Source organism: Nostoc sp. LPT, from assembly GCF_017115165.1.
Classification (GTDB): Bacteria; Cyanobacteriota; Cyanobacteriia; order Cyanobacteriales; family Nostocaceae; genus Nostoc.
In genome coordinates this window covers 144708-168398 of sequence record NZ_JABXKF010000032.1, presented here as the reverse complement: position 1 = coordinate 168398, position 23691 = coordinate 144708, and the positions used below count along the sequence as shown (strand labels likewise).

18 protein-coding genes and 1 pseudogene are annotated in these 23691 nt (G+C 40.9%); 9 read left to right on the top strand and 10 right to left on the bottom strand.

All coding sequences use genetic code 11. From position 1 onward, the window contains the following. Positions 1-53: 53 nt before the first annotated feature. Both HWQ58_RS07550 and HWQ58_RS07545 read right to left on the bottom strand, forming a co-directional pair. Positions 54-835, bottom strand: a pseudogene (locus HWQ58_RS07550) (ISKra4 family transposase); the annotation flags it as partial. A gap of 507 nt (positions 836-1342) precedes the next feature. Continuing rightward, a complete protein-coding gene (locus tag HWQ58_RS07545; protein ID WP_292859798.1) occupies positions 1343-1966 on the bottom strand; it encodes an NAD(P)H-binding protein in 624 nt (207 codons plus the stop codon). Positions 1967-2164: 198 nt separating this feature from the next. Here HWQ58_RS07545 and HWQ58_RS07540 point away from each other — a divergent pair, with 198 nt between their 5' ends. Next, on the top strand, positions 2165-3073 hold the full coding sequence (locus HWQ58_RS07540) for a LysR family transcriptional regulator (RefSeq protein ID WP_292859794.1): 909 nt from the start codon (positions 2165-2167) through the stop codon (positions 3071-3073). A 93-nt stretch (positions 3074-3166) separates the two neighbouring features. On the opposite strand, the gene HWQ58_RS07535 is transcribed toward HWQ58_RS07540, so the two are convergent. After that, on the bottom strand, positions 3167-4720 hold the full coding sequence (locus tag HWQ58_RS07535; RefSeq protein WP_292859791.1) for a metallophosphoesterase: 1554 nt from the start codon (positions 4718-4720) through the stop codon (positions 3167-3169). Between the two features lie 113 nt (positions 4721-4833). After that, positions 4834-5805 (bottom strand): YegS/Rv2252/BmrU family lipid kinase, encoded by a 972-nt coding sequence (locus tag HWQ58_RS07530; protein WP_292859788.1) that lies wholly within the window; start codon positions 5803-5805, stop codon positions 4834-4836. A 188-nt stretch (positions 5806-5993) separates the two neighbouring features. On the opposite strand from HWQ58_RS07530, the gene HWQ58_RS07525 reads away from it, so the two are divergent. From HWQ58_RS07525 to HWQ58_RS07520, 3 genes are all read left to right on the top strand, one after another. After that, positions 5994-6290, top strand: coding sequence for a lysozyme inhibitor LprI family protein (locus HWQ58_RS07525; RefSeq protein ID WP_366837523.1), 297 nt, complete (start codon positions 5994-5996; stop codon positions 6288-6290). Beyond that, positions 6265-6411: a lysozyme inhibitor LprI family protein gene (locus HWQ58_RS38370; RefSeq protein WP_366837521.1), complete on the top strand. Its 147-nt coding sequence runs from the start codon at positions 6265-6267 to the stop codon at positions 6409-6411. The genes HWQ58_RS07525 and HWQ58_RS38370 overlap by 26 nt, the downstream gene beginning before the upstream one ends. Positions 6412-6501: 90 nt before the next feature. Then, on the top strand, positions 6502-7053 hold the full coding sequence (locus HWQ58_RS07520; RefSeq protein WP_292859785.1) for a Uma2 family endonuclease: 552 nt from the start codon (positions 6502-6504) through the stop codon (positions 7051-7053). Between the two features lie 1236 nt (positions 7054-8289). Here the strand turns inward: HWQ58_RS07520 and HWQ58_RS07515 are convergent. From HWQ58_RS07515 to HWQ58_RS07495, 5 genes are all read right to left on the bottom strand, one after another. Beyond that, on the bottom strand, positions 8290-8787 hold the full coding sequence (locus HWQ58_RS07515; RefSeq protein ID WP_292859782.1) for a hypothetical protein: 498 nt from the start codon (positions 8785-8787) through the stop codon (positions 8290-8292). 844 nt (positions 8788-9631) lie between these two features. After that, on the bottom strand, positions 9632-9946 hold the full coding sequence (locus tag HWQ58_RS07510; RefSeq protein WP_292859780.1) for a hypothetical protein: 315 nt from the start codon (positions 9944-9946) through the stop codon (positions 9632-9634). A gap of 1038 nt (positions 9947-10984) precedes the next feature. Continuing rightward, on the bottom strand, positions 10985-12913 hold the full coding sequence (locus HWQ58_RS07505; protein ID WP_292859777.1) for a TolC family protein: 1929 nt from the start codon (positions 12911-12913) through the stop codon (positions 10985-10987). A gap of 66 nt (positions 12914-12979) precedes the next feature. Further along, the gene (locus HWQ58_RS07500) at positions 12980-14155 is read right to left on the bottom strand and encodes an ABC transporter permease (RefSeq protein WP_292859774.1); all 1176 of its coding nucleotides are present in this window, start codon (positions 14153-14155) and stop codon (positions 12980-12982) included. A gap of 113 nt (positions 14156-14268) precedes the next feature. Further along, a complete protein-coding gene (locus tag HWQ58_RS07495; protein WP_292859771.1) occupies positions 14269-15732 on the bottom strand; it encodes an HlyD family efflux transporter periplasmic adaptor subunit in 1464 nt (487 codons plus the stop codon). A gap of 202 nt (positions 15733-15934) precedes the next feature. Here HWQ58_RS07495 and HWQ58_RS07490 point away from each other — a divergent pair, with 202 nt between their 5' ends. From HWQ58_RS07490 to HWQ58_RS38365, 5 genes are all read left to right on the top strand, one after another. Beyond that, positions 15935-16102, top strand: coding sequence for a hypothetical protein (locus tag HWQ58_RS07490; RefSeq protein ID WP_292859768.1), 168 nt, complete (start codon positions 15935-15937; stop codon positions 16100-16102). A 520-nt stretch (positions 16103-16622) separates the two neighbouring features. Next, positions 16623-17594: a hydroxymethylbilane synthase gene (hemC, locus tag HWQ58_RS07485; protein WP_292859765.1), complete on the top strand. Its 972-nt coding sequence runs from the start codon at positions 16623-16625 to the stop codon at positions 17592-17594. Between the two features lie 137 nt (positions 17595-17731). Further along, on the top strand, positions 17732-19174 hold the full coding sequence (gene glgA, locus HWQ58_RS07480; protein ID WP_292859763.1) for a glycogen synthase GlgA: 1443 nt from the start codon (positions 17732-17734) through the stop codon (positions 19172-19174). Positions 19175-19841: 667 nt separating this feature from the next. After that, on the top strand, positions 19842-21077 hold the full coding sequence (locus HWQ58_RS07475; protein ID WP_292859760.1) for an FHA domain-containing protein: 1236 nt from the start codon (positions 19842-19844) through the stop codon (positions 21075-21077). A 79-nt stretch (positions 21078-21156) separates the two neighbouring features. Continuing rightward, positions 21157-22575, top strand: a complete 1419-nt coding sequence (locus HWQ58_RS38365) for a protein kinase (protein ID WP_366837516.1) — start codon at positions 21157-21159, stop codon at positions 22573-22575. A gap of 169 nt (positions 22576-22744) precedes the next feature. Here HWQ58_RS38365 and HWQ58_RS07460 read toward each other — a convergent pair whose 3' ends face one another. Further along, positions 22745-23224, bottom strand: a complete 480-nt coding sequence (locus HWQ58_RS07460; protein ID WP_292859757.1) for a hypothetical protein — start codon at positions 23222-23224, stop codon at positions 22745-22747. Positions 23225-23691 lie beyond the last annotated feature (467 nt).

Here is a 23691-nt window from a genome sequence, read left to right as displayed (position 1 = left end):
TTGCTAGATTATCATGCTAATTGCTGCGGGAGCATCCCATTTTTGCAAAAACATTAGATAACAAGTTGACCATTGAGGTAGGCACAGCGAAGTTGTAGTTATGGACGGCACATTGGCAGGATTCCACTGAGCACCAGAAAGTTTCAACCTCAGACCAATTTGTTTGATAGCAGACTCCACAGATCCAGAACCAATAGAGCAAATCTGTTCCGCCTGATAGTAGCCGTAATTGATAATCCGACTTCGATGCTTGTTCAAATATGCACAAAAATTCTTTGCTTGTTTTTTTGCTAAATCAACAAACAAAGCGTAGGCGTAGCCCGCCGCAGGCATCGTTGCATCTACCTCACCAATCCAGAGTAAGTTTTCTGCAAGCTTTAGTCGCTTGAGAGAACCACCAACTTTATAGAGGTTTTCAAAGCACTTGATACCAATCGAGGATCTCCAGTCGGGTTGAGGAACTGCCAATTTCAGTAAATAATTTCCAAACACCATCATGCCCATCCCCCAAGCACACTAATGGGGTGACTAGCCTCTGTGAGTTAACCCAATCTAAAAGGGATTGGCGATCGTGAAAAAAAGCGCCATAATAAATTCCGCCTAAGCGTACCGCTTTATAATCGCGCCACTCACATTCTTGTCCTTTTGCTGTTCGCAATCGTACCTTACCCCCGTCCAAACTCACTTCAGAAACTGCTTGCAATGCCGATGGTTGTGGCAGATCGTGTCTGTTCACCAGTCGGTGTAGTGTGCTATGTCCGACTTTCACTCCCGTTAATGCTTCTAGTTCCAACTCGGCATTTTGATAGGACTCATTGGCACATAATCTCACGCAGAGGAGCCAGTGCGTTGCGCGGGTTCCCCGCGTTGTAGCAACTGGCGTCACGCAAAGACGCACAGAGAGTCAATGTCCGTCAGAGGGCATTCCGTCAGTCTCAAATTTCTGTTTAGGCGTGAAGATAACAAGATATTGACATAGGACACTTCTGTTTAGCTTGCTTGGTTGTGAAAACCGTACAGGAAAGGAGGCATACCGCATGGAAAAGCAGATGCCAAACCTCAACGAACACGCTGCTGACCCCAAAAAGAGAGCGTGTCCGAAAAGTTCTTAGTACAGTTTTGCGTAAAAGCGTAGCGTTGTTTAATGCAGGGGGATGCATTGGCATTGCAGGGGAATGCATTAACATTGTATCGGGATGCAATGGCATTGTATCGGGACGCATTGGCATTGTATTGGGATGCAATAGCATTGTATCGGGATGCATTGGCATTGTATCGGGATGCATTGGCATTGCAAGGTATTGCCAAATTTAATTCGCTACGAATTAATGAAATGCTGTACTTAGCTATTTGCGATAGTAACGGCTTGATGAAGGTATTCGTTATTGGAAAGCTGGGCAAGCATGAAGGCAGCCAGGTCGGCACGTGTAATTTTATGGGCTTTCTCGCCCGTTTTGGCATCGAAGACTCGAACGTTTCCCTTGGCAGGATCGTCGTTGAGGATGGCTGGGCGAAGAATCACCCAGTCCAGACCGCTTGATTCAACAGCGGACTCCATTGCTGCTTTATCCTTGTCCGCGCCGCGCAACAAGGTCGAAACAAGTAAGCGCTCATACAAGGTGGCATTTGCCTCACTCTCCCCTTCGCCAATCATGGAAGTTACTATGAGACGGCGCACGCCGTTTCGCTGCATGGCAGCGATAATTGTGTTGGCGGCACTCGATTCGAGCGTAGTTTCCTTGTAAGGCGTTTTGCCGCCAATTGTATCAACAACAGCGTCTTGACCGACTACTGCTGCGTCCATCGTGGCACTGTCGGTAGCGTCACCTTCAATAACACGAACGTCTGAGACCTCATATTCGTCAGCTTTGTGAACGAATGCCGTGACCTGATGTCCAGCGGCCACACCCTGTTCAACTACAGTTCTACCGGTCTTGCCAGCGGCTCCTATAACTAAGACTTTCATGTTTTAACACTCCTATGTAACACTTAGTGGGTTTTCCAATTAGAGAAATGCGGCTTTGATTAAGACTGTCTCCTTATTTTTGACATCACTAGTATGATTTATCAATTCATGCAGATAAAGATAGTTTTTATGAATTGATTGTTTATAATGCTGGACAATAGCAGAGTTTTGATAATATCAACGCAGTAAGTGCAAGATATGGATGACGTGAACGCTGTTTTAATATTTCTCAAAGTCGCCCAACTGGGAGGATTTGTCGCAGCAGCACGATCGCTGGACTTGCCTAAATCTACCGTCAGTCTGAAGGTGAATGAGCTAGAGCAACGGCTAGGAGTCCGATTATTTCATCGCACCACGCGGCGGGTTTCTTTAACTGAAGAAGGACGGCTGTATTACGAAAACTGTTTACCCATTGTCGATGCATTACATGACGGTGATGATGCGATCGCTAGCTTACAGGGGCATCCGCAAGGCACTGTGCGAGTGACAGCCACCGTGTTGTTTGTGCAGTCTATTCTCGCACCCAATTTGCCGGAGTTTCTGCTGACCTACCCCGATATTCAAGTGATTCTCCATGCAACGACTGAATACAAAGATATTGTCAAAGAAGGGTACGATCTAGCGATTCGGATTGGGGAATTGCACGATTCATCCTTGATCGTACGGCGGATTAGCACAGATCGCATGAAACTCTTTGCCAGCACGACCTATCTCAAAACCGCTGGCGAACCAAGAGCGATGGCTGATTTGACCAGTCATACGCTGCTTTGTCTGGCTCATCGTCAGAACAATGTGACCTGGACATTGCACAATGAACAGCAGGAAACAGTAACGCTCTCCTTTCGTCCACGACTACTCAGCAATGACGTTGCCCCGATTTATCAAGCAATCGTTGCTGGAGTAGGAATTGGGCTGATGCCGGAATTTCTGTTTCAGCAGGAGTTACAGAGTGGGAATATAGTAAACGTCTTGTCTCAATGGTCACTGGCTCCAGTCCCAATTAACGCACTTTATCCTAGCCGAAAATATATTCCCATGAAAGTCAAGGTCTTTGTAGAGTTCCTTGAGCAAAAAATGCGATCGCGTGACTTCCAGAAAATAAACTGATACTGTTGATAAAACTAAGCCTTTTGCTAATACTTCTCTATAAGACGCACTCGCGTTAGCTCAATACAAATGCCCAATTTCCAATGCCATTCCTTAAATGATTAGTGGCTCAAGTTCACGATTATGCCATTGCCGCTGATGCCATTCGGCAACCAAAGGACGGACAATAAACTTGGGCTGTCCATCGCCTTTAACATCAATACGTAAACCTGAATAAGGTCGTCGCTTCTGAAAACCTTGACCGTTGCGACCGATGAAGAGATGCGATCGCGCCACTAATTTTTTCTCTTCCATCAAATCTGCTCCCTCCATCCGTTGTCGTCGCAAACTAAACCCGCTACCGCCACAAACAATCCAGTGGATATGAGAATCAGCGTGTCCTGTATCCATTGTCTCCAGGTGTTCCAAGCAGTGCGCATGACCGTTTAATACCAAATTGACCAAAGGACGTCCCTGAGTCAGGGAACCGATTTCTTTCGCTACCGCATCCAGCACACCACGCAGGCGATCGCGAACGATCAGAGTTTGTGCTTGTTGCCACTTTGTCGCCTCAGTTACATAAGGTGGATGATGGAAATAAATTATTCTTCCCCGAACTTCAGTATTATTCCAAGACTCAATTAATCTTTGTTTGAGCCATTCCAGTTGTTCGATATCCGTTAGCGTTGTTTTATTCGTGGCTAGTTGCTTATCGATATCAACAATAAGTTCTTCAATTTGTGATACCTTGGCGTGGAAGTCGTCTAATTGATCGGCTTCATTGGGATTTTCAGGACGCAGCTTTGATGAATTTTCAATGATTTCCAGCTTTTCTTGCTCGAAATCTTCACGGCGTTTTTCTAAGAGTTTGCGAGCGGCATCACCTTGTTTTGTTTTAGGCAACGGTGGTGGCTCGTTAAATGTATTAGAATCCAAGGCAAAGAAATCAATACCGCCATAGCGAAAAGTGTAATAGCGATTGGGAAGACGGGTAAATTGTCCAGGTTGATAGGAAAGACAACGACCTCCTGTGTCTGTCTTGGCTGTGTAGTACCGATCTAAATGACTAGCGAACTCTCCTGGAAGCTGAAGCGCCTTGAGATAGTCGAGAAATGCCTTTGCGTAAGCATCACCGCATCCTGAGCCATGCAAGCCTACATCTAGGTCTAACCGCGATCGCAACAGGTGACGAATGGGTAATGTTGTTAGGGATGCCAAGCTCAATAAAATCGGCAAGTTATAGTAATCGTGATTTCCCGGTACTGGTAAAATGGGCAGCTTAAAAACCATCTGGTCAAAAGCAATCTGTTTGCGATGCTCTGTGCCCAAGATAAACTCTCGGTAAGGCTGGATGAAGTTTTGCTGGTAGTATTCACTCGATCCCACTAAATAAATCACATCCCCCGTATGCAGCATAAACCGGGATTCTTTGTGATGGGGCAGCATGAGTTCAGCTACCTGTCGCTGGGGATTGTGTCCCCGATGCGCGCCGGAACCACTATCACCGACAACTAAAAATGAGAACTCAGAATTGTCTGTTTGACCATCTTCCAAAACCAGCCGAGTTTGGTCGATATTCCGTTCTACAATCAACGGATCTTGCCACCGTACCCGCTGATTCATTTTCTGAATTTTGTTAGCGATCGTTGGATCAGATACAAGTTTCAATGCAACCTACTCCTGAGTTTTTTACAAGAGATGATGAGGGGGATGAGGAGGATGAGGGGGATGAGGAAGATATTACTATTGCTCCCCCATTTCCCCTATCTCCCCCTGCTCCCTCACTCCTCGATTGTGTCTTTCATCTCAATAGTCAGATTAGGGAGTCCCTCTAGTTTTTCGGTAGGCTCAACTTCTTCTACTAATGGCACAAAAATTCTTAAGCCTGCTGGTACACACTTAATTTCTACAGGTGTTGTGCCTACTATTTCACCATCTAGAACAACTTTTTGTGGTGGCTCAGTCGTAATTTTAAATTGTTTGGCTCGCAAAAAGCCAATATCATCCCGGTCTACGGCGTTACCTGTAGAAGCTGTTTGAAATAGATGAAATGTGGCGGCGATCGCTCCTGCCTTGTTAGTTGGAGCGACAATTGTTAAATCTAGTAGCCCATCATCATAAATTAGACCTGCTGGGCCTTGAGCCAAAACTGAAGTGGGAGGCGCGGCATTTGCTACCGTTACTGCACTGGCACTAGTTTTAATTATCCTATCTTCAGTTTCAATTTCAACATCAAAGTTTTTTAAATTTCTTAACTGCTGGATTCCTGCCAAAACGTAGGCCATCATCCCAAAGCGATTTTTGGCATCTCGGTTTGCCAATTCTACAGTTTCAGCTTCAAAGCCAATACCTGCCAAGAGTACCATTGGCCGATCGTTGCAGTAGGCTACGTCTACATGGGTGGTTGCTCCCTGCAAAATTGTCTCACACGCACCTGCGATCGTGTCAGGAATTCCTAAGGCTGTGGCAAAAGCATTTGCTGTTCCTCTGGAAATGATGCCAAATGGGATATCAGTTCCCACTACAGCCGCCGCCGCTATTGAGAGAGTACCATCCCCCCCGGAAGCAATGATTGCCTCTACTCCTCGCTCTACCGCTGTATAGGCCAGTTGGTCAGCATCGATTTCTTCAGTTGTAAAATAAATATCTAGATCGATATCTGGCTCTAATATTGCCCGAATTTCTGCTAGCTCTGTATCTGGGTCGCCCTGACCCGCAATAGGATTAAAGATGAGACATGCGGAACGATTCATAAAATATAAAAGCTAAACTTAGATTGCTAAAATACCAAATTCTTTTTAGCATTCTTGTGAAATTTAGACTTCCTTCTGACGGCTGGTTTACCTTTTCGTCACAAGTTTAGAAGTCTTCTGCGTTGGAACATACTGATGCTGAGACGTATTGTGGTATTTTTTGTCTCTACTTCAAGAAAAATTTTACCATGCGTCAATTATTACTATTTTTGGCAAGTATGCTAACTCTCAGCAGTTTAGATACCCCCACCATTACCATAGCAGCTACAGCGCCTAATTTACCTCAGATACTTATAACTCAAAAGCTCAACTGCAATAATCCTCAAACTCAAATAGCAATTAATGAATGCACGAAGTTATCTTATCAGAATGCAGATAAAAAACTGAATCAAGTTCAACAATTACTAGCTACGTTAAAAAGCTCTAGGAAACAGAAATTGATTACTGCACATAGCATGGATGAAGTTTCGAGATACCAATTGTGAGTTTGAGAGAAGCAGATATGAGGGAGGAAGTATTGCCCCTACCATTTATTTTGGTTGTCTGGAAAATATCACAAAACTGCGTACCCAACAATTACAGGAATATCTCAAATCCAACTCTTAATTTGATAAAAATTGTTAATTGTTTTTGATATCTGCCAATTTCTATGAATGCGTTAAAATTTGAGGTAAAATACGATAAAAAAGTGCATTTATGACCGTAATTACAGCCAAGTGGACAATAGATGAATATCACCGCATGATTACGGCTGGTATCCTAGATGATCGGCGTATGGAACTTCTAAAGGGAGAAATAGTAGAAATCTTCGCGGAAGGAGAACCTCATGCTTACTTCAGCAGTGAAGCCGGGGAGTACCTGATTCAACTTCTAGGCGAACGCGCCACAGTTCGCTCTGGTAAACCGATTACGCTTCCTAACAACTCTGAACCTGAGCCTGATATTGCTATTGTAAAAAGATTGGGACGTGAATATTTAGAACATCATCCCTACCCTGAAAATATCTTTTGGTTGATCGAATATTCTGATTCCAGCTTAGAGAAGGACTTACAAATAAAGACCAAAGTCTATGCTGAAGTAGAGATTCCTGAATATTGGGTAGTTAATCTTATAAAGCGACAAGTTGTAGTATTTCGAGATCCTCAAGATGGAGAGTATGCCTCAAAAACAACGTTAACTAAAGGTACAATTTCCCCAAAAGCATTTTCAGATTTAGCTATATCAGTAAGTTCGATTGTTAACATTTAGAGATAGAAACTAAAAAATATATAAATTTTATAAAAATTGTTAATCTTTTTGATGTATACCTACTTCTCTAATTGGGTTTATAACGATGAAGTTGAGTGGTGGTAGTAAGCTTTGAATGCTTCACCAATATCTTGCGAGCATTTACTACATTTGATTTATCAAGTTGTCCTTCATCAAACATTTCAAATTTTCGCTTGATTATTTGAGAGAGTTAAAATAGCTCCTCTAAGCTTTTGCTGCATTCCAAGTGAATCAACTGATCAAGCCAAAGCATAACTCATATTGCCAGTGACCTTTGAAACAGCTATTTGAAAGTGAGGATCACAAATTTTAAATCTGACTCCTTGCCAAACAGGCATAGCTCCAGGTATTGAATAGTTTTTAGAATACAAATTTACAATAAATGCCTTATTACCTATCTGTAAATTTTGCTCTGATTGGAATTTTAAACCACCATTATTGATAATTATAAGCTGTTTATCAAAGAATAAACGCGCTATCTAGTACATTGCTGTAGCTATAGATTCATTTTTTATAAGCGCATTCAAGGTAATTGGCTTTGAGAATTCTTTATCTTCTTCAAATTCAATATCAACTGGATTACTTTCCAAGTAAAATTGAAGTGATAGAGAACCATGTCGTGCAGACTTCGTGAAACAGTTCGGTATCAAAGCAAAGTTGGTAATGCCAATTCTACAAGAGAATCGGCAAGCTAATAAACAACGAAATAGCAAAATACCTGCTTCTACCCCTTATCTTTAGGGATTATTGATTGCCGATCAGTGCGATCCCATCCGCATATAGGAATGTTGATAAATTGAGTTGATGAACAATACCTTTACCAAAAAAAGAGGATGAAAAATAGGGCCGATGTAGTGGAGTTATTGTCTTGCATAACGACAACTCAAAAGCTACAAGCAGCCCATGTTCGATAACAAGTGCACTATTACATCGACTTCATTAAATTGCGGGTTAGCCTTTTGAAACAGCACTCTTGTACGTTAAGGCTGAAACTAAGATAGGGTAAGCTTTTCAGCAAGTGCTTTCTACCATAAAATTGGTGAGATAACTATGTTGTGGTGCTAGTTTTGATCTAGTTTGAACCAAAAATCGTCGTTTCAGGCACTTAAAAATTTCTTAGCGTACAAAAACCCCGGATTGGTGCGATGAAGTCTATATTAGCTTTTCAGCCAACACTCTAAAAACTACAGGTTTTAATCTAGATGAAGTTTAACTCTAAGTTGAACCCTTACCTGTTGCTATAGCTAGAGCTTCATTTGCTCTAACAATAACTTGAGTTATTGCTTGCACAGTACCAGCATCCGCTACGGCGTTAGCTTGAGCCTCACCCAGAACCGTTACTGCTAGAGATAGCGCCTTAGCCACTTGAGAGTTATCTCCCTTCTGAGCTGAACTTTCAGCTTTAGCTAGAGATTGTACGGCTTGTTGAAGCTTCGGTAAAACAATATCTCTATACTCTGATGGGACGTTTACTGGTATGGTCCTTGCCACCGTTTGAGATCTAACTACTACTGTATCTAATGCCTTCACCGCAACGCCAATGGCAAAACCTAACGATATATTCTGTTCAACGATCGCGAACTCGGCTTTACCCAGTCCATCCCCATGACTTAAGTCTTTGTTGTTAGATGACAATGATAATGCCTGACCTGAAGAAATTACCAGCAAGCTGATCACTAGAAGAGGTACTTTACTAAAGCAATTGTTTTTCATCCTGCTCATCTCCTGATTTAAAAAACTAGAGGATGGGTTCATCCTCGCTGAACTCAAGGGTTTCGAGCGCCAGGGGAAACCCTCCTATCAAGAGAACACTTTCTAGTACAGCACGGCATAAATAAACCACTCATTCAAAATCAATGAAACGCTTATGTTGTATTCATTTGAAATTTTGCGTCAAGTCTGAGCAAAGGAAACCCCTGCTTATAACTTTCCAAGACGAATACAAGAATTTTGAATTCTGCCTTGCGGTACTAGGTTGAATTGTGCTGACAAAAGTTGCTCTTCAATTCAACTGTCTCTTCATCTTCAACTAGATCACTCATTAGCTCAACTTTATCCATTTTCACAAGACAAGTTTGCATAGCCTAAAACTTTTTTGAAACTTAGGTTTTGACTTTTTCGATTTCATCAAAACTAGTCATGTAGGGAAAAGTTTTTGCCACAAAGCTAGAACTTTTGTAAGATTTCATAGGTTTTGACTTTTTCGATTTCATCAAAACTAGTCATGTAGGGAAAAGTTTTTGCCACAAAGCTAGAACTTTTGTAAGATTTCAAGGCTTACGTTCTTGGATTTGGATAAAGTCGAGATTAGAGGATGTTTTAAAAGTTGATTTTATCTATCTTGGCAATTATAAATTGCATGTCACTCGCTTCTCGTGTCAGAGACGCTACGCTAACAAGTGGGGAAACTTGCTCAACGTAGTGGTTTGGTTACACAAAACAAAACCTGCCAAAGGTTAGCAAATCCTTGATTTTGCATACTTTCCACAGAGGTTGACAAGAGCTTGTGTAGTAGCGAATTATATTCGCCAATGATTTTTAAAACATCCTCTTACTTTTATGAGGCAAAGCTCTCAGCAATAGCAGTCGCTTGGCCCACAGCTGTTGTTGCACTGGCTAGTGAGGTAGCAAGAGCGTTTTTGCCAGGACCACTAATAGCGGTTGATTGCGCTATAGCCAACGCATCACCAAGGACTGTTTCTGCTTGGGATAGCGAACGAGCAGTTGCCTGTCTGTCACTTATAGCAGTTGAACCAGAACTAGCAACAGCACTCCCTATCAATGTTGTGGCTTTAGCAATAGACTCAGCTAAAGCTTGTTTCTTAGGTCCAGCAATAGCTGCTGAAAGCGCAACACCTTGAGCTGGACCCAATGCAGATTGCGCAGCGACTATCGATTGTGCGAACGCTATATTATTGCTTAGAGGTGGTTGGGGGGTAGTAGCAAGGAGCTCGGAGTTACCCAAACGTGTTGCATGGTTTATTACTTTAACATTAGATGTACTTGCAAATGTCGAACTAGAGAAAGTAAGCAGAGACCCGAGAGTTAAAGCGGCAACTTTTTTGAAATGTGCGTTAATCATGTTTTTAGCTCTTAAGGGTTGAACTTGAGTCTATGTAAAACTACTTGCACTATCGACTCCACGAGTTTTTTGACCCGAACTGGAGTTTTATCCTAATCAACAGCAGCTATTTGCTGTCACTAGGCAGTGCGCTAGCATGATAGTACCATCTTTTCATCAGGAGATGTGCATAAAAAAAATAATTTAATCTAATGTAATATAGCATAATTCCGGAGTCATAATTACTTTCTTCCGAAGAAAAACAGGCTTTCTACCTAGCTTTAAAACCTAAATTGTGTTCTTCGCTACCTTTAAATCAATGTATAAGATTAATAAATTAAGTCTGCGTAAAATTTTAGTTAAGATAAGACAAGAGGCAAGAGGTAAAAGGGAAGAGGGTTTTAGCCTAGTACATCTTTCTTCACACAGTTTGGTTTGATTGTGCCAACTTACTTAACGTGGCTCCCCAATGCAGTTTCCGCAGGGACTATCGCCTTTGCGAACTCTAGGTTATCCTTTGGAGCAGTTACTTGGGCAACAAGGATCTCGAGTTACCCAAGCGTGTTGCATGGTTTATTGCTTTAACATTAGATGTACTTGCAAATGTCGAACTAGAGAAAATAAGGAGCGATCCTACAGTTACAGCGGCAACTTTTTTGAAATGTCTGTAAGTCATGTTTTTAGCTCTGAAGAGTTGAACCTTGGTTTATGTAAAACTACTTGCACCATCTCATCCACCAGTTTTTTAATCATGGCTGGAGTTTTATCTTAATCAAAAGCAGGTATTTGCTGTCAATAAACAGGACGTTAAGCTGATAGTACTATCCTTTCAACGGTTACTACGAATGATTAATTTTCGATGGTTACTTGCCAAGTGTTTAATGTAGTGCCAAGTAATAAGTCAAGGTTAGTCAAAGTATTGAGATAGTTAATAGTTGCATCGAGTTCAGCATTTCTTGCTTCTACTAAAGCAGTTTGCTGTTGAATAATCTGGAATATTCCTGAACCCCTGCCCAATTTCTGTTTTTGTTGCTCAACATCAAGTTGTTTTTCAGATAATTCCGTAGCTTGTTGAGCAATTTTTACTTGAGAAAAACTCAGATTAACATCTCTAATTATGTCTGCTAATTGAATTTCTAAAGTTGACCGTGAATCCTCTAAAGAGATTTGTGCTTTGCGTAATTCAATGCGCGATCGCTCCGGCCTTTGTTCTCGACTTAAATCACCAAATGATCGGCTTAAACTTATTCCGGTTCTAACATCAGTTGATGTATTAGTAGTATTATTTAAACTAACATTAAAATTTAAATCCCAGCGTTTATCATTGTCTGCCAGCAACACTTCAATTTTACTTCTTTCCAGGTTTAGCTGTGATTGCAAATAAATGGGTTGATTTTTTAATGCTATTTCCTTCAGGTTGTTAAATTCCAGAATCGTCGGTTTGATCGTCGGAAGTTCAGCCGCAAATATCTTGGTATTTTGATCAATATCAAGAATTTGCAAAAGAGCTAACTTTCTCCCCTCAAGCTGATTCTGAGCGGCTAATACACTTACTTCCTGATTAGCTACAGATGCCTGATTTTGGATAATGGCGATCGGTGCTTCTCTACCTGCGTTGATTAAAGCTTGCGTGATTTGTAATGAATCTTCGGCATTTTTTAGTGCCAGTTGCTGAATTTTCAGTCTTTCCTGTGCCTGAAGTAACTCACGGTACGCCAGGATGGCATTCGTAATCGTTTCACTTAATATAGATTTTAAAGCGAGAATATTGTTTTGTTCATTTAATCGAGCAGCTTTAATATCGGCTTTGTTGATTTGAGTCCCGGCTCCCCTTAATAAAGGTTGGCTAAAACCTAGATTTAAACTCTGTAGGAAGCTATTGTCATTAAGATTTGAAAATTGATTATTGTTTGTCCATCCAAAACTAACCTCTCCACCTGTGGGAATTTTTACAAAAATTTGTGTATCTAGATCGACTCCCGGATTCCCTGATGTGATTCCATTATTACCAAGTTGATCCACCGTAAATGACAAACTTGGTGTGAAGTTAGGTGCAAATTTATTTTCTGCAACCTCCAAGTCTTTTCTTTGAATAATTCTATCGAGATAGGCATTTTTAATTGTTCTATTATTCGCTAAAACCAGGACAACAACATCTGCAAGTTTCAGTTTAATTTCTTGCGGATTTGGTGGTTGATTAATAGGTAAATTTGATTGAAGATTAGTTTCATTAATTATTTGACTTTCTATTTGATTTTGGGGTGCTGACCGCTCTTGAGCTAGCTTCAAAGAACTCTTATGAGCTAATAGTGAAACTGGATCTGAAAAAGCTAGCGTTACTTGTGGTTGGCTGTGGGGATTTAAAATCAGAGGTTGGGAATTGGTAAGTGGTAGTAAAGACGTTTTTGGTGGAGGTATTTTGGATAGCTCCTTTTGGTTGTTCGAGGAATCAGCAAGGGCAAATATTTGATTAAATGGTATAACTTCTTCAGCAAAGGGGATAGCCTTTATTTCAAAGGTTTTAGGTTGCTGATGGCTAATATTATTTTTTTCAATAAGAGGTGGCACTGTTAATTGCTGCTGAAGTTGAACTTGATTATTTTTTGTTTCAATTTGGTGAGATTTGACAATTAATTGTGTCCGAACAGCAGGAATAAACACTACTGCAACGCCTAAAGTTGTAGCAATAACACCTACGCAATTAAGACTGCAAAACAAAATAGAAATAAAAGACCAACGGTTTGAGGATTTGGAATTTTCTTGAGGATGCCGATGCATATTAATACCATTTCGGATTGCTAATTACTAATTGTGAATTGCTTTCCTTGTCTTTTTGCTCATTTACTACGCCTCACGTAATGCTTTAACTGGATCAAGTTGACTAGCGCGTAAAGCGGGGAGAAAACAAGCACCTACGCCTACCACCAAAGCCGCACCCAATGATAATGCAGCGGTTTCGCTCTCAAATTGGTAAGGCAACTCAAACGCATTAACAACCATCAATGTCAAACTATATACTGTGATGATAGCGGCAATTCCCCCCACCAGGCTTAAAATTGCTGCTTCCAAAATAAATTGCGACAAAATGTTAGTTTGAGTTGCACCGAGCGCTCGTCTTAAACCAATTTCTGAAGTCCGCTCAATGATGGCGGCTATGGTAATATTGGCAATACCCACACCGCCAATTAGTAGTGCGATTACTCCCACAACAGTTAGTGCCTGCGTTGCCAAATCCAAAGTTTCTTTTTGCTTAAAGATTGCCTCCACATTGCTTGTAGCGTAGACTTCTCCACCTGGAAAGCGTTGCTTTAATATTTTTTCTGCTTGCTCTTTGATGTTTTTCATGTCTTCGAGGTTTCGCGGACGTATTGAGATTGAGTTAATAGTTTGCTTGCCCGTCATAGCGCTGTAAGTTGATATAGGCATCAGTAAAGCACCTGTAGGTTTCTCGCCACTCATCTGTGATTTGCTCTCCATGACTCCCACAACCAAACAGGGTCTTGCTGTAGTAAAAATCAGTTTACCTATAGGATTTTGACCTTGAAAAAGTTGCTGTGATAGCAATTCATCAATCACCGCTACGGAGCGGTAGTTGGCAAAATCAGCAGTTGAAAAGGCGCGACCTGCTTTGAGTTTTCGGCCTGAAGTCAGCAAGTAATCTTTGGTAACAGCCTGTATATTAGGCTGGGCTTGTCGACCGTAAAATGAAACTTGTTGAGAAGGCACATAACTAGAAGCACTAACTCCTTGCAAACCTTTAAGTCGTTGGCGCAAGAATTCCATGTCTTCTAAGTTTGGCCCCCTGATTTTTTCTCCCACTACAAAAACAAGGATTTGAGGCGCTTCTGTTTCTGACAACTGCTTGGCAATCATCGCCCGACTAATGCTACCCACCTGTAGCGTTGCATTCACCGCCGCCACACCCATGAACACGCCGAGGGTGGTAAGGAAAGAACGCAGGAGATTACTACGTAGTGAGTTACTGGTGAGTCTGATCAGGTCTAGGGGAGAAAGGCTCATAAGCAGAATGGGGAGATGGGGAGATGAGATAAAAAGATGGGGAGATCCCGATCTGAAGCCATCTTTTTTTTTCCAACCTCACAGGAAACTTCTAAACCCTGGTGATTGGGGACTCATGGAATTTTTGTAACTGGCATTCCTGGTTGAAGTTCAATTTCAGGTGGGGGAAGGATGATTTTTTCACCTAGTTTTAAGCCGGATTTTATTTCTACCTTGGTTGGTCCTTCTAGTCCAAGGGTGACTTTCCGCTTTTGAACCAAGCCTTGGTTATCCTCTACCCAGACAAAAGGCTCTGGTTCGGAGCGTTGAATTGCTTCTATGTTTACAGCTACTACCTTCTGCCGTTGCTGTACGATAATTTCAACACTGACTTGGCTACCAGGAATTAAAGTACCACTAGGTTTGTCTAACTTGATAGTAGCGGGGACTTTAGCTGAACCTGATAAACCAAAACTTAAGCCGCTACCCCCAGAACCAATCGCCTGGGGATACAAGCTGGTGACTCGTCCGCTAAATTCCTGAGCATTGGGACCAAGAACTTTGATCTGCACTGGTTGGTTGATTTTGACTTTGGCAGCATCTAGAGTCACTAGCTCTAGTTTCACAATTTCTTGCGTCGGATCACCTAAGGTGAGTAATGTATCACCAGATTTTACACCGTCTCCATCCTGGATTTTTAAATCAAGGACTTTACCAGCGAAGGGTGCGGTGAGTATGTTTTTTTGTAGTTCCTTCTGAAGATTTTGTCTCTCTATTTGTAGGCGTCGAAGTTCCTCACTTTCAGTGTTGAGTGTTGAGAGAGTTTCTCGCAACTGTGAGTGTGCATCCACAACCTTCTGTTGCTCTTCTGTTTGGTGCTTCAACTCTAAATTCAGACGCTGGAGTTTAAGCGTTTCGCTAGTGATTGTTAATTCAGACTGTTTGACGGTAGACCTTGTTTCACGGACTTTTTCTTGTTGCTGTTCGAGTTCATTGCTCGAAATAAAGCCTTTTGCTGCCAAAACTTCCACATCCTGAAGTTCCTTGATAGCCGCAACCTGTTTTTCTTTTGCATCAACAACTTGATCGCGGCTACGTGCTAAGTTTAGCTCCTGTTCTTGGATTTCTAGCTGTTTTTGTGTTACAGGCTCCCGTAGCTCCTTTTGCTCTGTGGCAAGCTTGTTCTGCGCTTCCACAACTTTCTCCCGACTGCGTACTACGATGAGTTCCTGTTTGCGAATTCTTAAATCAGAGTCAGTAAGATTTTTTTGTCCTTCTGGGTTGCGAAAAATCACTAATTGCTGACCAGACTTAACACGATCGCCCAGTTTGATTAACACCCTTTCTATCGTCACTTCTCCAGGAGACTTCAGGGCTTTTTGATTTCCCAATTCTAAGGTGCCACTCTCATTGATTGTAATTTTTACGTCATCAGAGTCTACGCTGATTGTAGGCATTGCTACGGGTTGAGTCGATTTATTGAAACTTTTGATATACATAAACCAACCACCAGTACCTACCAAAGTTATAATTGCAGACCAAACTAACCATTTAACTCCGGTTTGAAATTTATTTTTACTTTTACCGAGAAAATACATTATGAGTTATAAGTTTGAGCGCAACCATATAATCCGCTTTCTTGTCAATAATCTTTTGGGTAATGTCGAGCTGTATTAAGAACGTTGCCGTTGGTGTCCTAAACAGAGTAATAACAATAACATTGCCCAAGTTGCTCTAACACCAGAACTGAAGAATTAAAAATAATAATTGCTACCTTTGCAAAAGTATACCATAACACTATTGGTACTTTCTTTATATGCTGATAGCGATCGCTCTTTTTTACCAGCTAATCAAGGGCGATCGCTAGTGCTACTAACCTCAATCCCGCCAGGTGATGGGCTATTTAAGCACACATATTTTAGTGGAATAAACAAACGTCCCCAACTTTCTTCTTATTATGGCGATTGAATGCAAGCGATCGCAATATAGCTTCTTAACCTATGCATCTGTTGCAGTTTTAGCGTTTTGATAGGCGTGAAATTGGATAATTTATTTTTTGGAGTTTCCTTAATATTCGCACTCAATAGTCTAGTTTTCTTGCTTTTTTCCTACGCCACACACTACTGAATACTAGGTGTTTTTTAATACAAGTTTTTATTTTGATGGGCTTTAAACTCACGCCGGGCATGAACTTTTATTTTCCCTACACCCTATCTCCTACACCCCTAATTACGCTAAGTATTATTAGTAGCATAAAACACTTTCAATAAAGGATAGTACGTTACGTATCTAACGTACCCTACGGGATTCAAAGTTTTGCACTCTATTAAATCCACCTTCCTTAGTATTATTTGAGATTCCTCAAACAAGCTTTTGGTAAAGAATTGTAATCCAAAATCCCAAATCCAAAACCCAAAATTCGTATGAGTCACTGACTACGGTAGTCTAGATGAGAGTGAATTTATCGCCTGTGATATTATATTGTTTTATGACTTCAGTTATTTCTAGTCCCCCACGCACTATTCGGATTGGTTCGCGCAAAAGCCAACTTGCTCTGGTTCAGACCTACTGGGTACAAGAGCAGCTCCAGAAAAGCTTTCCTGATATCACTTTTGAAGTCCACACCATGTCTACCCAAGGCGATAAAATCTTGGATGTAGCATTAGCTAAGATTGGCGATAAAGGACTTTTTACTAAAGAACTTGAACTCGGAATGCTCAATCAAGAGATTGACTTTGCGGTTCATTCTCTCAAGGATTTGCCGACTCACTTACCAGAAGGGTTAACGTTAGCAGCAATTACTGAACGAGAAAACCCAGCAGATGCATTAGTGGTGCATGAAAAGCACAAAGATAAACAAATCGATACGTTGCCAGAAGGGGCGGTAATTGGTACATCTTCGCTGCGGCGGTTAGCACAGCTACGCCACCACTTCCCCCACTTTATCTTTAAAGATGTGCGGGGAAACTTGATTACACGGTTAGCAAAACTGGATGCAGGTGAATACGATGCTTTGATTTTGGCAGCAGCAGGGTTAGAAAGATTGGGAATGGGCGATCGCATTCATCAAGTCTTACCCAAAGAAATCTCCCTCCACGCTGTTGGACAAGGTGCTTTAGGGATAGAATGCCGTGCTGATGATAGTGAAGTGCTATCTCTACTCAAAGCAATTGAACATACCGAAACACGCGATCGCTGTCTCGCCGAACGATCTTTTCTCCGCTCTTTAGAGGGCGGATGTCAAGTACCTATCGGTGTAAATACAGAAATATCTGATGAGAATTTGACATTAACCGGGATAGTCGCCAGTGTAGATGGTCAAAAGTTCGTCAAAGATACCGTCACCGGGCTTGCCAACAACGCCGAAGCACTAGGCACAGAACTAGCAGAACTGTTGCGAAAACAGGGAGCGCAAGAAATTTTATCAGAAATTTTTGCGGTGATTCAGCGCGGTTCCTAAGCAATTGGGCAAGCTGATGTGATTAGATAAGAATTGATCGCTGTTGCACTAAAGATGTGCCACACACGACAAGTCGCGTCGATCGGGATTTCAGAAAGTTAATTTGACAATATAGACTCAGGGAAGCAAAAATTACCATGCGGATTCTATTTGTTGCAGCAGAGGCAGCACCAGTTGCGAAAGTAGGAGGAATGGGTGATGTTGTCGGGGCATTACCCAAAGTCCTGAGAGAAATGGGGCATGATGTGCGGATATTCTTGCCTTACTACGGCTTCCTGCCAGACAAAATGGAAATTCCCTATGAACCTATCTGGTGGGGAGATGCCATGTTTCAGCACTTTGCAGTATACGAAAGTGTTCTGCCTGGTACTGATGTTCCCTTGTACTTATTTGGACATCCGTCCTTCATGCCGCGCCGCATCTATTCTGGAGATGATGAAGATTGGCGGTTCACATTGTTTGCTAATGGTGCAGCCGAGTTTGCCTGGAATTACTGGAAGCCAGATATTATCCATTGCCACGATTGGCATACAGGAATGATTCCGGTGTGGATGCACCAAGATCCTGATATCACCACAGTGTTTACCATCCATAACCTGGCTTATCAAGGGCCGTGGCGTTGGTATTTAGAGAAAATTACTTGGTGTCCTTGGTACATGCAAGGACACAACACAATGGCGGCGGCGGTACAATTTGCCAATCAGGTAAATACAGTTTCGCCTACCTATGCCGAGCAAATTAAGACACCTACTTACGGTGAAACATTAGAAGGTTTGCTGTCTTTTATTAGCGGTAAATTATCTGGGATTATTAACGGTATTGATACCGAAGTTTATAACCCAGAGAATGACAAATACATTGAGCAAACCTTTACTGCTGATACCTTAGAAAAACGCAAAGCCAATAAAATTGCTTTGCAACAAGAACTAGGATTAGAAGTCAACTCCAAAGCCTTTTTTATTGGGATTGTTACCCGATTAGTAGAACAAAAAGGCATTGATTTGATATTGCAAATCCTCGATCGCTTTCTATCTTATACAGATGCCCAGTTTGTACTGTTGGGGACAGGCGATCGCTACTATGAAACTCAGATGTGGCAATTAGCATCCCGCTTCCCCGGACGTATGGCAACTTACTTGCTGTATAACGATGCCCTATCTCGCCGGATCTACGCTGGTACTGATGCCTTCTTGATGCCCAGTCGTTTTGAACCATGCGGGATTAGCCAAATGATGGCTTTGCGCTACGGTTCTGTGCCCATTGTCCGCCGCACAGGTGGATTAGTTGACACTGTAACCCATCACGACCCTGAAAATGCTGCTGGTACTGGTTATTGCTTCGATCGCTATGAACCGTTAGACCTTTTCACCTCTATGATCCGGGCTTGGGAAGGCTTCCGTTTCAAACCGCAATGGCAAGAACTACAAAAACGCGGCATGAGTCAAGATTTTAGTTGGTATCAATCTGCCAAGCAGTACGTGAAGTTGTACAGGTCAATTTTCGGTTTGCCAGAAGAAGAAGAGGAGACACCAGAACCAAAGTTAGTTTTAAACGAAGCAGTCACCAGTAGCAAGTCCTAAACTGCGAGGGCGTGCAGCAAAAGGCGGTTAGAAACCGCGTCTACACAAGTTCAAACCCGCGTAGGCGGGTTTGAAAACCTTAATTTGAGCTTAGTTAGTGGAGGCGGCCTACCCTGCGGGAACGTTAAGGGCAAACGTTTGTGTAGCCGCGACTTCCAGTCGCCTTGGCTATAAGTTGACGGGAGTTCGACAGAACTAAAAAATGGGGTTCTTTCGGTTCTTTTATGGTAAGCCAACATTAGAGGAATTACCCTAGATATATCGAAGTCAAGCCAAATTGCAACTATTACCAAGAATAAGCGTGTAACCTACGCAGTCATAGGTGTTCGGCGACTAGATACCAGTGTAGTAATCATTACTTATTGATTGGGGGTAAGAGGCATCAAGTTTGTCATTGATGTAGGCTCATTTAATGAAGATGGTAGCCCCCGTTTGCTCTGAATTAAAGTTAGGGTCATGCAGAACTTTCCTAAACACAAGGATTACAAATTATTATCTGCAAAAATAATAAAAAAGATAATCATTGCACCAATAAAATATTATTCCAAGCGATGGAATAGCTAGTTTATTCATCACCCTTGTTTAATATTTTTCAATATTGTATGATTTTTCTGGAATCCCCCTCTGATAATCTGTATTAACTAGGAAAAGTTACAGATATAGAACCATGAATCAACTTACTCTACAGTGGGCAATTACCTTCCAATGGAGCGAAACAGGGAATTTAAGAACTCAGCAAATTTCTAAACAACAAGTAAAAAGTAACAACCATAATGGACTAATAATCATTGGTCGAGACTCTAACCCTAAAGTCTGCGACCTAGTGCTTAATAATAGAAGCGTATCTTCTCAACATGTGAAAATTTATTTTCACGAACAGCACCAAAAGTTTTTTATACAAAGTTTGAGTCCGCGAAATCTATCTAATATAGATGGAATAAACCTTGATATTGGTAAAGAATTGCCATTACAAAATAACAGTAGTATTGTTTTAGGAACGCAGAGTCTCAAAGTTATTGATATTCAAATTTACCCGTTAGAATCAACAGCTTATTCAGGGATAGTTCATTCAAATACTAATTCAAGTCAAGTCGGTCAGAGTTCAAATTTACACCAAGTCAACTCTATTCCTAATCTAAGGCAAGTCAGTCCTAGTCAAAATTCAGGTCAAGCCATTCCCTTTTCATCCATCATAAATCCAAATCAGACTAATTCGAGTACCAATATCAATCGCAAGAAAGAACACAGTTGGCAAGATAAAACTATAATAGCTGCAATAGTAGCTGCAACAGCGACGATATTAGCAACAGGTGTAACTGCTTTAGTCACTTATTATACAAATCAACAAACACAGGAAACAGAAGAAAAAAAGGCAGAATTGGAAAATAATACTGAAATACAAAAATCAAATATAGAAACATTGGCAAAAAAACAAGAAAAAGCTGAAGATAGATTTTACGCGCATAAAGCTGAGATTTTAAAGTTACAGCGAGAAAATAAAGGTAATTATTATGAGCAATTAATTATTAAAAATAATTGTGATAAAATTATCAAGATTGCAATTAATTACAATGCTTTAAATGATGTAGAGCAAACTCAAGGTTGGTTGATAATTCCTAGTAATGATCAGACAAGTATTCCTCATAATATTACAAAATTTGAAAGTATATTTTTACATGCTATTAGCAATGACAATAACTATCAATGGCAAGGAGGAAGTTATCGTGAAAAATACACGCCCATAAGCGGACATTTTAATTATATTGCTGATGATATTACTCTTTTTTATCCAGATAAGGAACAACGGGAACTAAGTAAATTTTATGAAGTTAAATATGATAAGGATAATTCTATCACTACTAAAACATTTACTTGTAATGGAGAGAGTCTAAAGTTAAATTAAGAATTGAGATAGGACAATACCAGTTTGTCAAAAAAATAATACAACCCGGTAAATAATATCCTACGGTATCATATAATAAATGTTTATAGACACAGTTTTACGTAAACGCTACAGAATCTTAGGAAGCTTGGGAGGCGGTGCATTTGGCGACACCTATCTAGCTGAAGATTTAGATTTGCCTAATAATCCCAAATGTGTCGTAAAGCAGCTTAGATGTAAAACTTTTGAACCAGAAGTTTTGATAATTGCTAAACGGCTATTTGAGAGTGAAGCAAAAGTTTTATACCGTTTAGGTAACCTTAGCAACCAAATCCCTAAACTCTTTGCTCATTTTGAGGAAAATGATGAATTTTATCTAGTGCAAGAATTTGTAGAAGGGCATAACTTGACCGCAGAAATAATACCTGGTAGCCAATGGAGTGAAGGTCAGGTCATTAAACTTTTGCAAGAAATTCTACAAGTTTTAACTGTGGTTCATCAGCAGAACATCATCCACCGTGATCTCAAGCCCCAGAACTTGATGCGTCGTCGTGATGATGGCAAAATTGTGATGATTGACTTTGGGGCTGTTAAGGAAATTAAAGGTTTAGCTACGAATATTGAAGGTGAAGTTACTTCAACTATTGTTATTGGCTCCAATGGTTATATGCCAAATGAACAAGCTAATTCTAAGCTAAAACTATGTAGCGATATCTATGCAGTAGGAGTGATTGGTATTCAAGCTTTGACAGGTAAATTACCTCGAAACTTCCAAGAAGACCCCACTAGTGGAGAAATAATTTGGCGAAATCAAGTAAATGTAAGCGATAGATTGGCTAATGTTTTAAGCAAAATGGTGCTTTACAACTTTAGCCGACGATACCAAACAGCAAGTGAGGCTTTGCAAGCACTGAGTTCTATATCTCCACCACTATCAAAGCCAACAACTTTATGGAAATTGCCATTCCGTAGAAAACTTTTAGTTGCAGCTGGAGTAGGAGCAGGAATATTTGTAATGCTTGTGTTAGCTCTTTTTATTCTGTTACCTATCAGAACGAGCGAAAAATTTAATAAAGTAACTTGCGATGCTGAACTAGCTTCATTATATTCTAGTAAATTTATAAACCGAAAACCAGACAAAACTTACCGAGATCGTAAATATTATGGAACTTTAGATAAGAATAATCCAAGCGGCAAGGGAACTATGATCTTTCAAGACAATAGTAGGTATGATGGGGAATTCAAAAATGGTAAGCGTCATGGTTGTGGAAAATTTTTATCCCCTCCAGATACCAGTTCGTCTGAATATTCGTATGAATACTATATAGGCAATTTTGTAAATGATAATTTTGATGGTTTAGGAAAAATAAAATGGAAAGATGGTGGTGAATATACAGGTCAGTTCAGAAATGGGAAATGTGAAGGAAAAGGAACATTTAAACTTGCCGATGGCACTTCTAGGAGTGGAGTGTGGAAAAAAGGAAACTTGTTAGACAGTAATATATCGTGCAACAGATAGTTAATATAAATACCATATTTATATATAATATTCATGATTAATTGTAGCAAAAGTTAATGATTGTAACAAATCAATATTTCCAAAAAAATGAATCAAAAACCTTCTAAGAAACCGAAATTTATTTTCACTGTAGCTTCTTTACTGTTTTTCACTCCGTATTTCAGCGTTGCTATTCTCCGAGAAATAGTTGTAGGACAAGTACCACCACCACCAACAATACCAACACCAACACCAACACCAACACCAACACCAACACCAACGCCAACGCCAACACCAACGCCAACGCCAACACCAACACCAACGCCAACACCAACACCAACACCAACACCAACGCCAACACCAACGCCAACACCAACACCAACACCAACACCAACACCAACACCAACACCAACACCAACACCAACGCCAACACCAACGCCAACACCAACACCAACACCAACGCCAACGCCAACACCAACACCAACGCCAACACCAACACCAACGCCAACGCCAACGCCAACGCGAACACCAAAACCAACGCCAACGCGAACACCAAAACCAACACCAACGCCAACACTAACACCAACGCCAACGCCAACGCCAACGCCAACGCCAACGCGAACACCAACGCCAACGCCAATTCCAGGACTAGGGTCAATACCTTCGCCAATTTACGAGGCTTGATATAGAACAAACCTAAGATTTTATACGCTTTTTTTTGTATGATCGCAAAAAATTGAGCGTGTAAAATCTTCTATGATTTTAGTGGAAGTAATTTTGACTATCCTGTACTTCTAGTAAGGGTTCTAGGTTTTGCCCAACGGGACTTAAACATCTTTAAGGGATAAACAAGCCTCAAATCTACGCAGGTAAAGGAAATACACCAAATGCTCAAAAATAGCCCAAACCCAGATATATCAATAAATTAACCAAAACGATGTCAAATTCCTTCTGTATATAGATTTGAGGCGTTTTTTAGGTATTTTTTGTCTAAGTCCCGCTAAGAAATAAGCACACGCTTGTCTTGGGCTATTTAGACTACCTCTGTTTTTAGTAAAGGTATGGTAGGGGAAAACTTGTTTAATTGGTGAAACGTCGCAATCTAGTGATTAAAAATTCAGAGATTCAGACTTCAAG

Excerpts from the sequence above, each read along its gene's own strand:
- HWQ58_RS07545 (WP_292859798.1), bottom strand. The coding sequence starts at position 1,966 with ATGAAAGTCTTAGTTATAGGAGCCGCTGGCAAGACCGGTAGAACTGTA.
- HWQ58_RS07540 (WP_292859794.1), top strand. The coding sequence starts at position 2,165 with ATGGATGACGTGAACGCTGTTTTAATATTTCTCAAAGTCGCCCAACTG.
- HWQ58_RS07530 (WP_292859788.1), bottom strand. The coding sequence starts at position 5,805 with ATGAATCGTTCCGCATGTCTCATCTTTAATCCTATTGCGGGTCAGGGC.
- HWQ58_RS07525 (WP_366837523.1), top strand. The coding sequence starts at position 5,994 with ATGCGTCAATTATTACTATTTTTGGCAAGTATGCTAACTCTCAGCAGT.
- HWQ58_RS38370 (WP_366837521.1), top strand. The coding sequence starts at position 6,265 with ATGAAGTTTCGAGATACCAATTGTGAGTTTGAGAGAAGCAGATATGAG.
- HWQ58_RS07520 (WP_292859785.1), top strand. The coding sequence starts at position 6,502 with ATGACCGTAATTACAGCCAAGTGGACAATAGATGAATATCACCGCATG.
- HWQ58_RS07515 (WP_292859782.1), bottom strand. The coding sequence starts at position 8,787 with ATGAAAAACAATTGCTTTAGTAAAGTACCTCTTCTAGTGATCAGCTTG.
- HWQ58_RS07505 (WP_292859777.1), bottom strand. The coding sequence starts at position 12,913 with ATGCATCGGCATCCTCAAGAAAATTCCAAATCCTCAAACCGTTGGTCT.
- HWQ58_RS07500 (WP_292859774.1), bottom strand. The coding sequence starts at position 14,155 with ATGAGCCTTTCTCCCCTAGACCTGATCAGACTCACCAGTAACTCACTA.
- HWQ58_RS07495 (WP_292859771.1), bottom strand. The coding sequence starts at position 15,732 with ATGTATTTTCTCGGTAAAAGTAAAAATAAATTTCAAACCGGAGTTAAA.
- hemC (WP_292859765.1), top strand. The coding sequence starts at position 16,623 with ATGACTTCAGTTATTTCTAGTCCCCCACGCACTATTCGGATTGGTTCG.
- glgA (WP_292859763.1), top strand. The coding sequence starts at position 17,732 with ATGCGGATTCTATTTGTTGCAGCAGAGGCAGCACCAGTTGCGAAAGTA.
- HWQ58_RS07475 (WP_292859760.1), top strand. The coding sequence starts at position 19,842 with ATGAATCAACTTACTCTACAGTGGGCAATTACCTTCCAATGGAGCGAA.
- HWQ58_RS38365 (WP_366837516.1), top strand. The coding sequence starts at position 21,157 with ATGTTTATAGACACAGTTTTACGTAAACGCTACAGAATCTTAGGAAGC.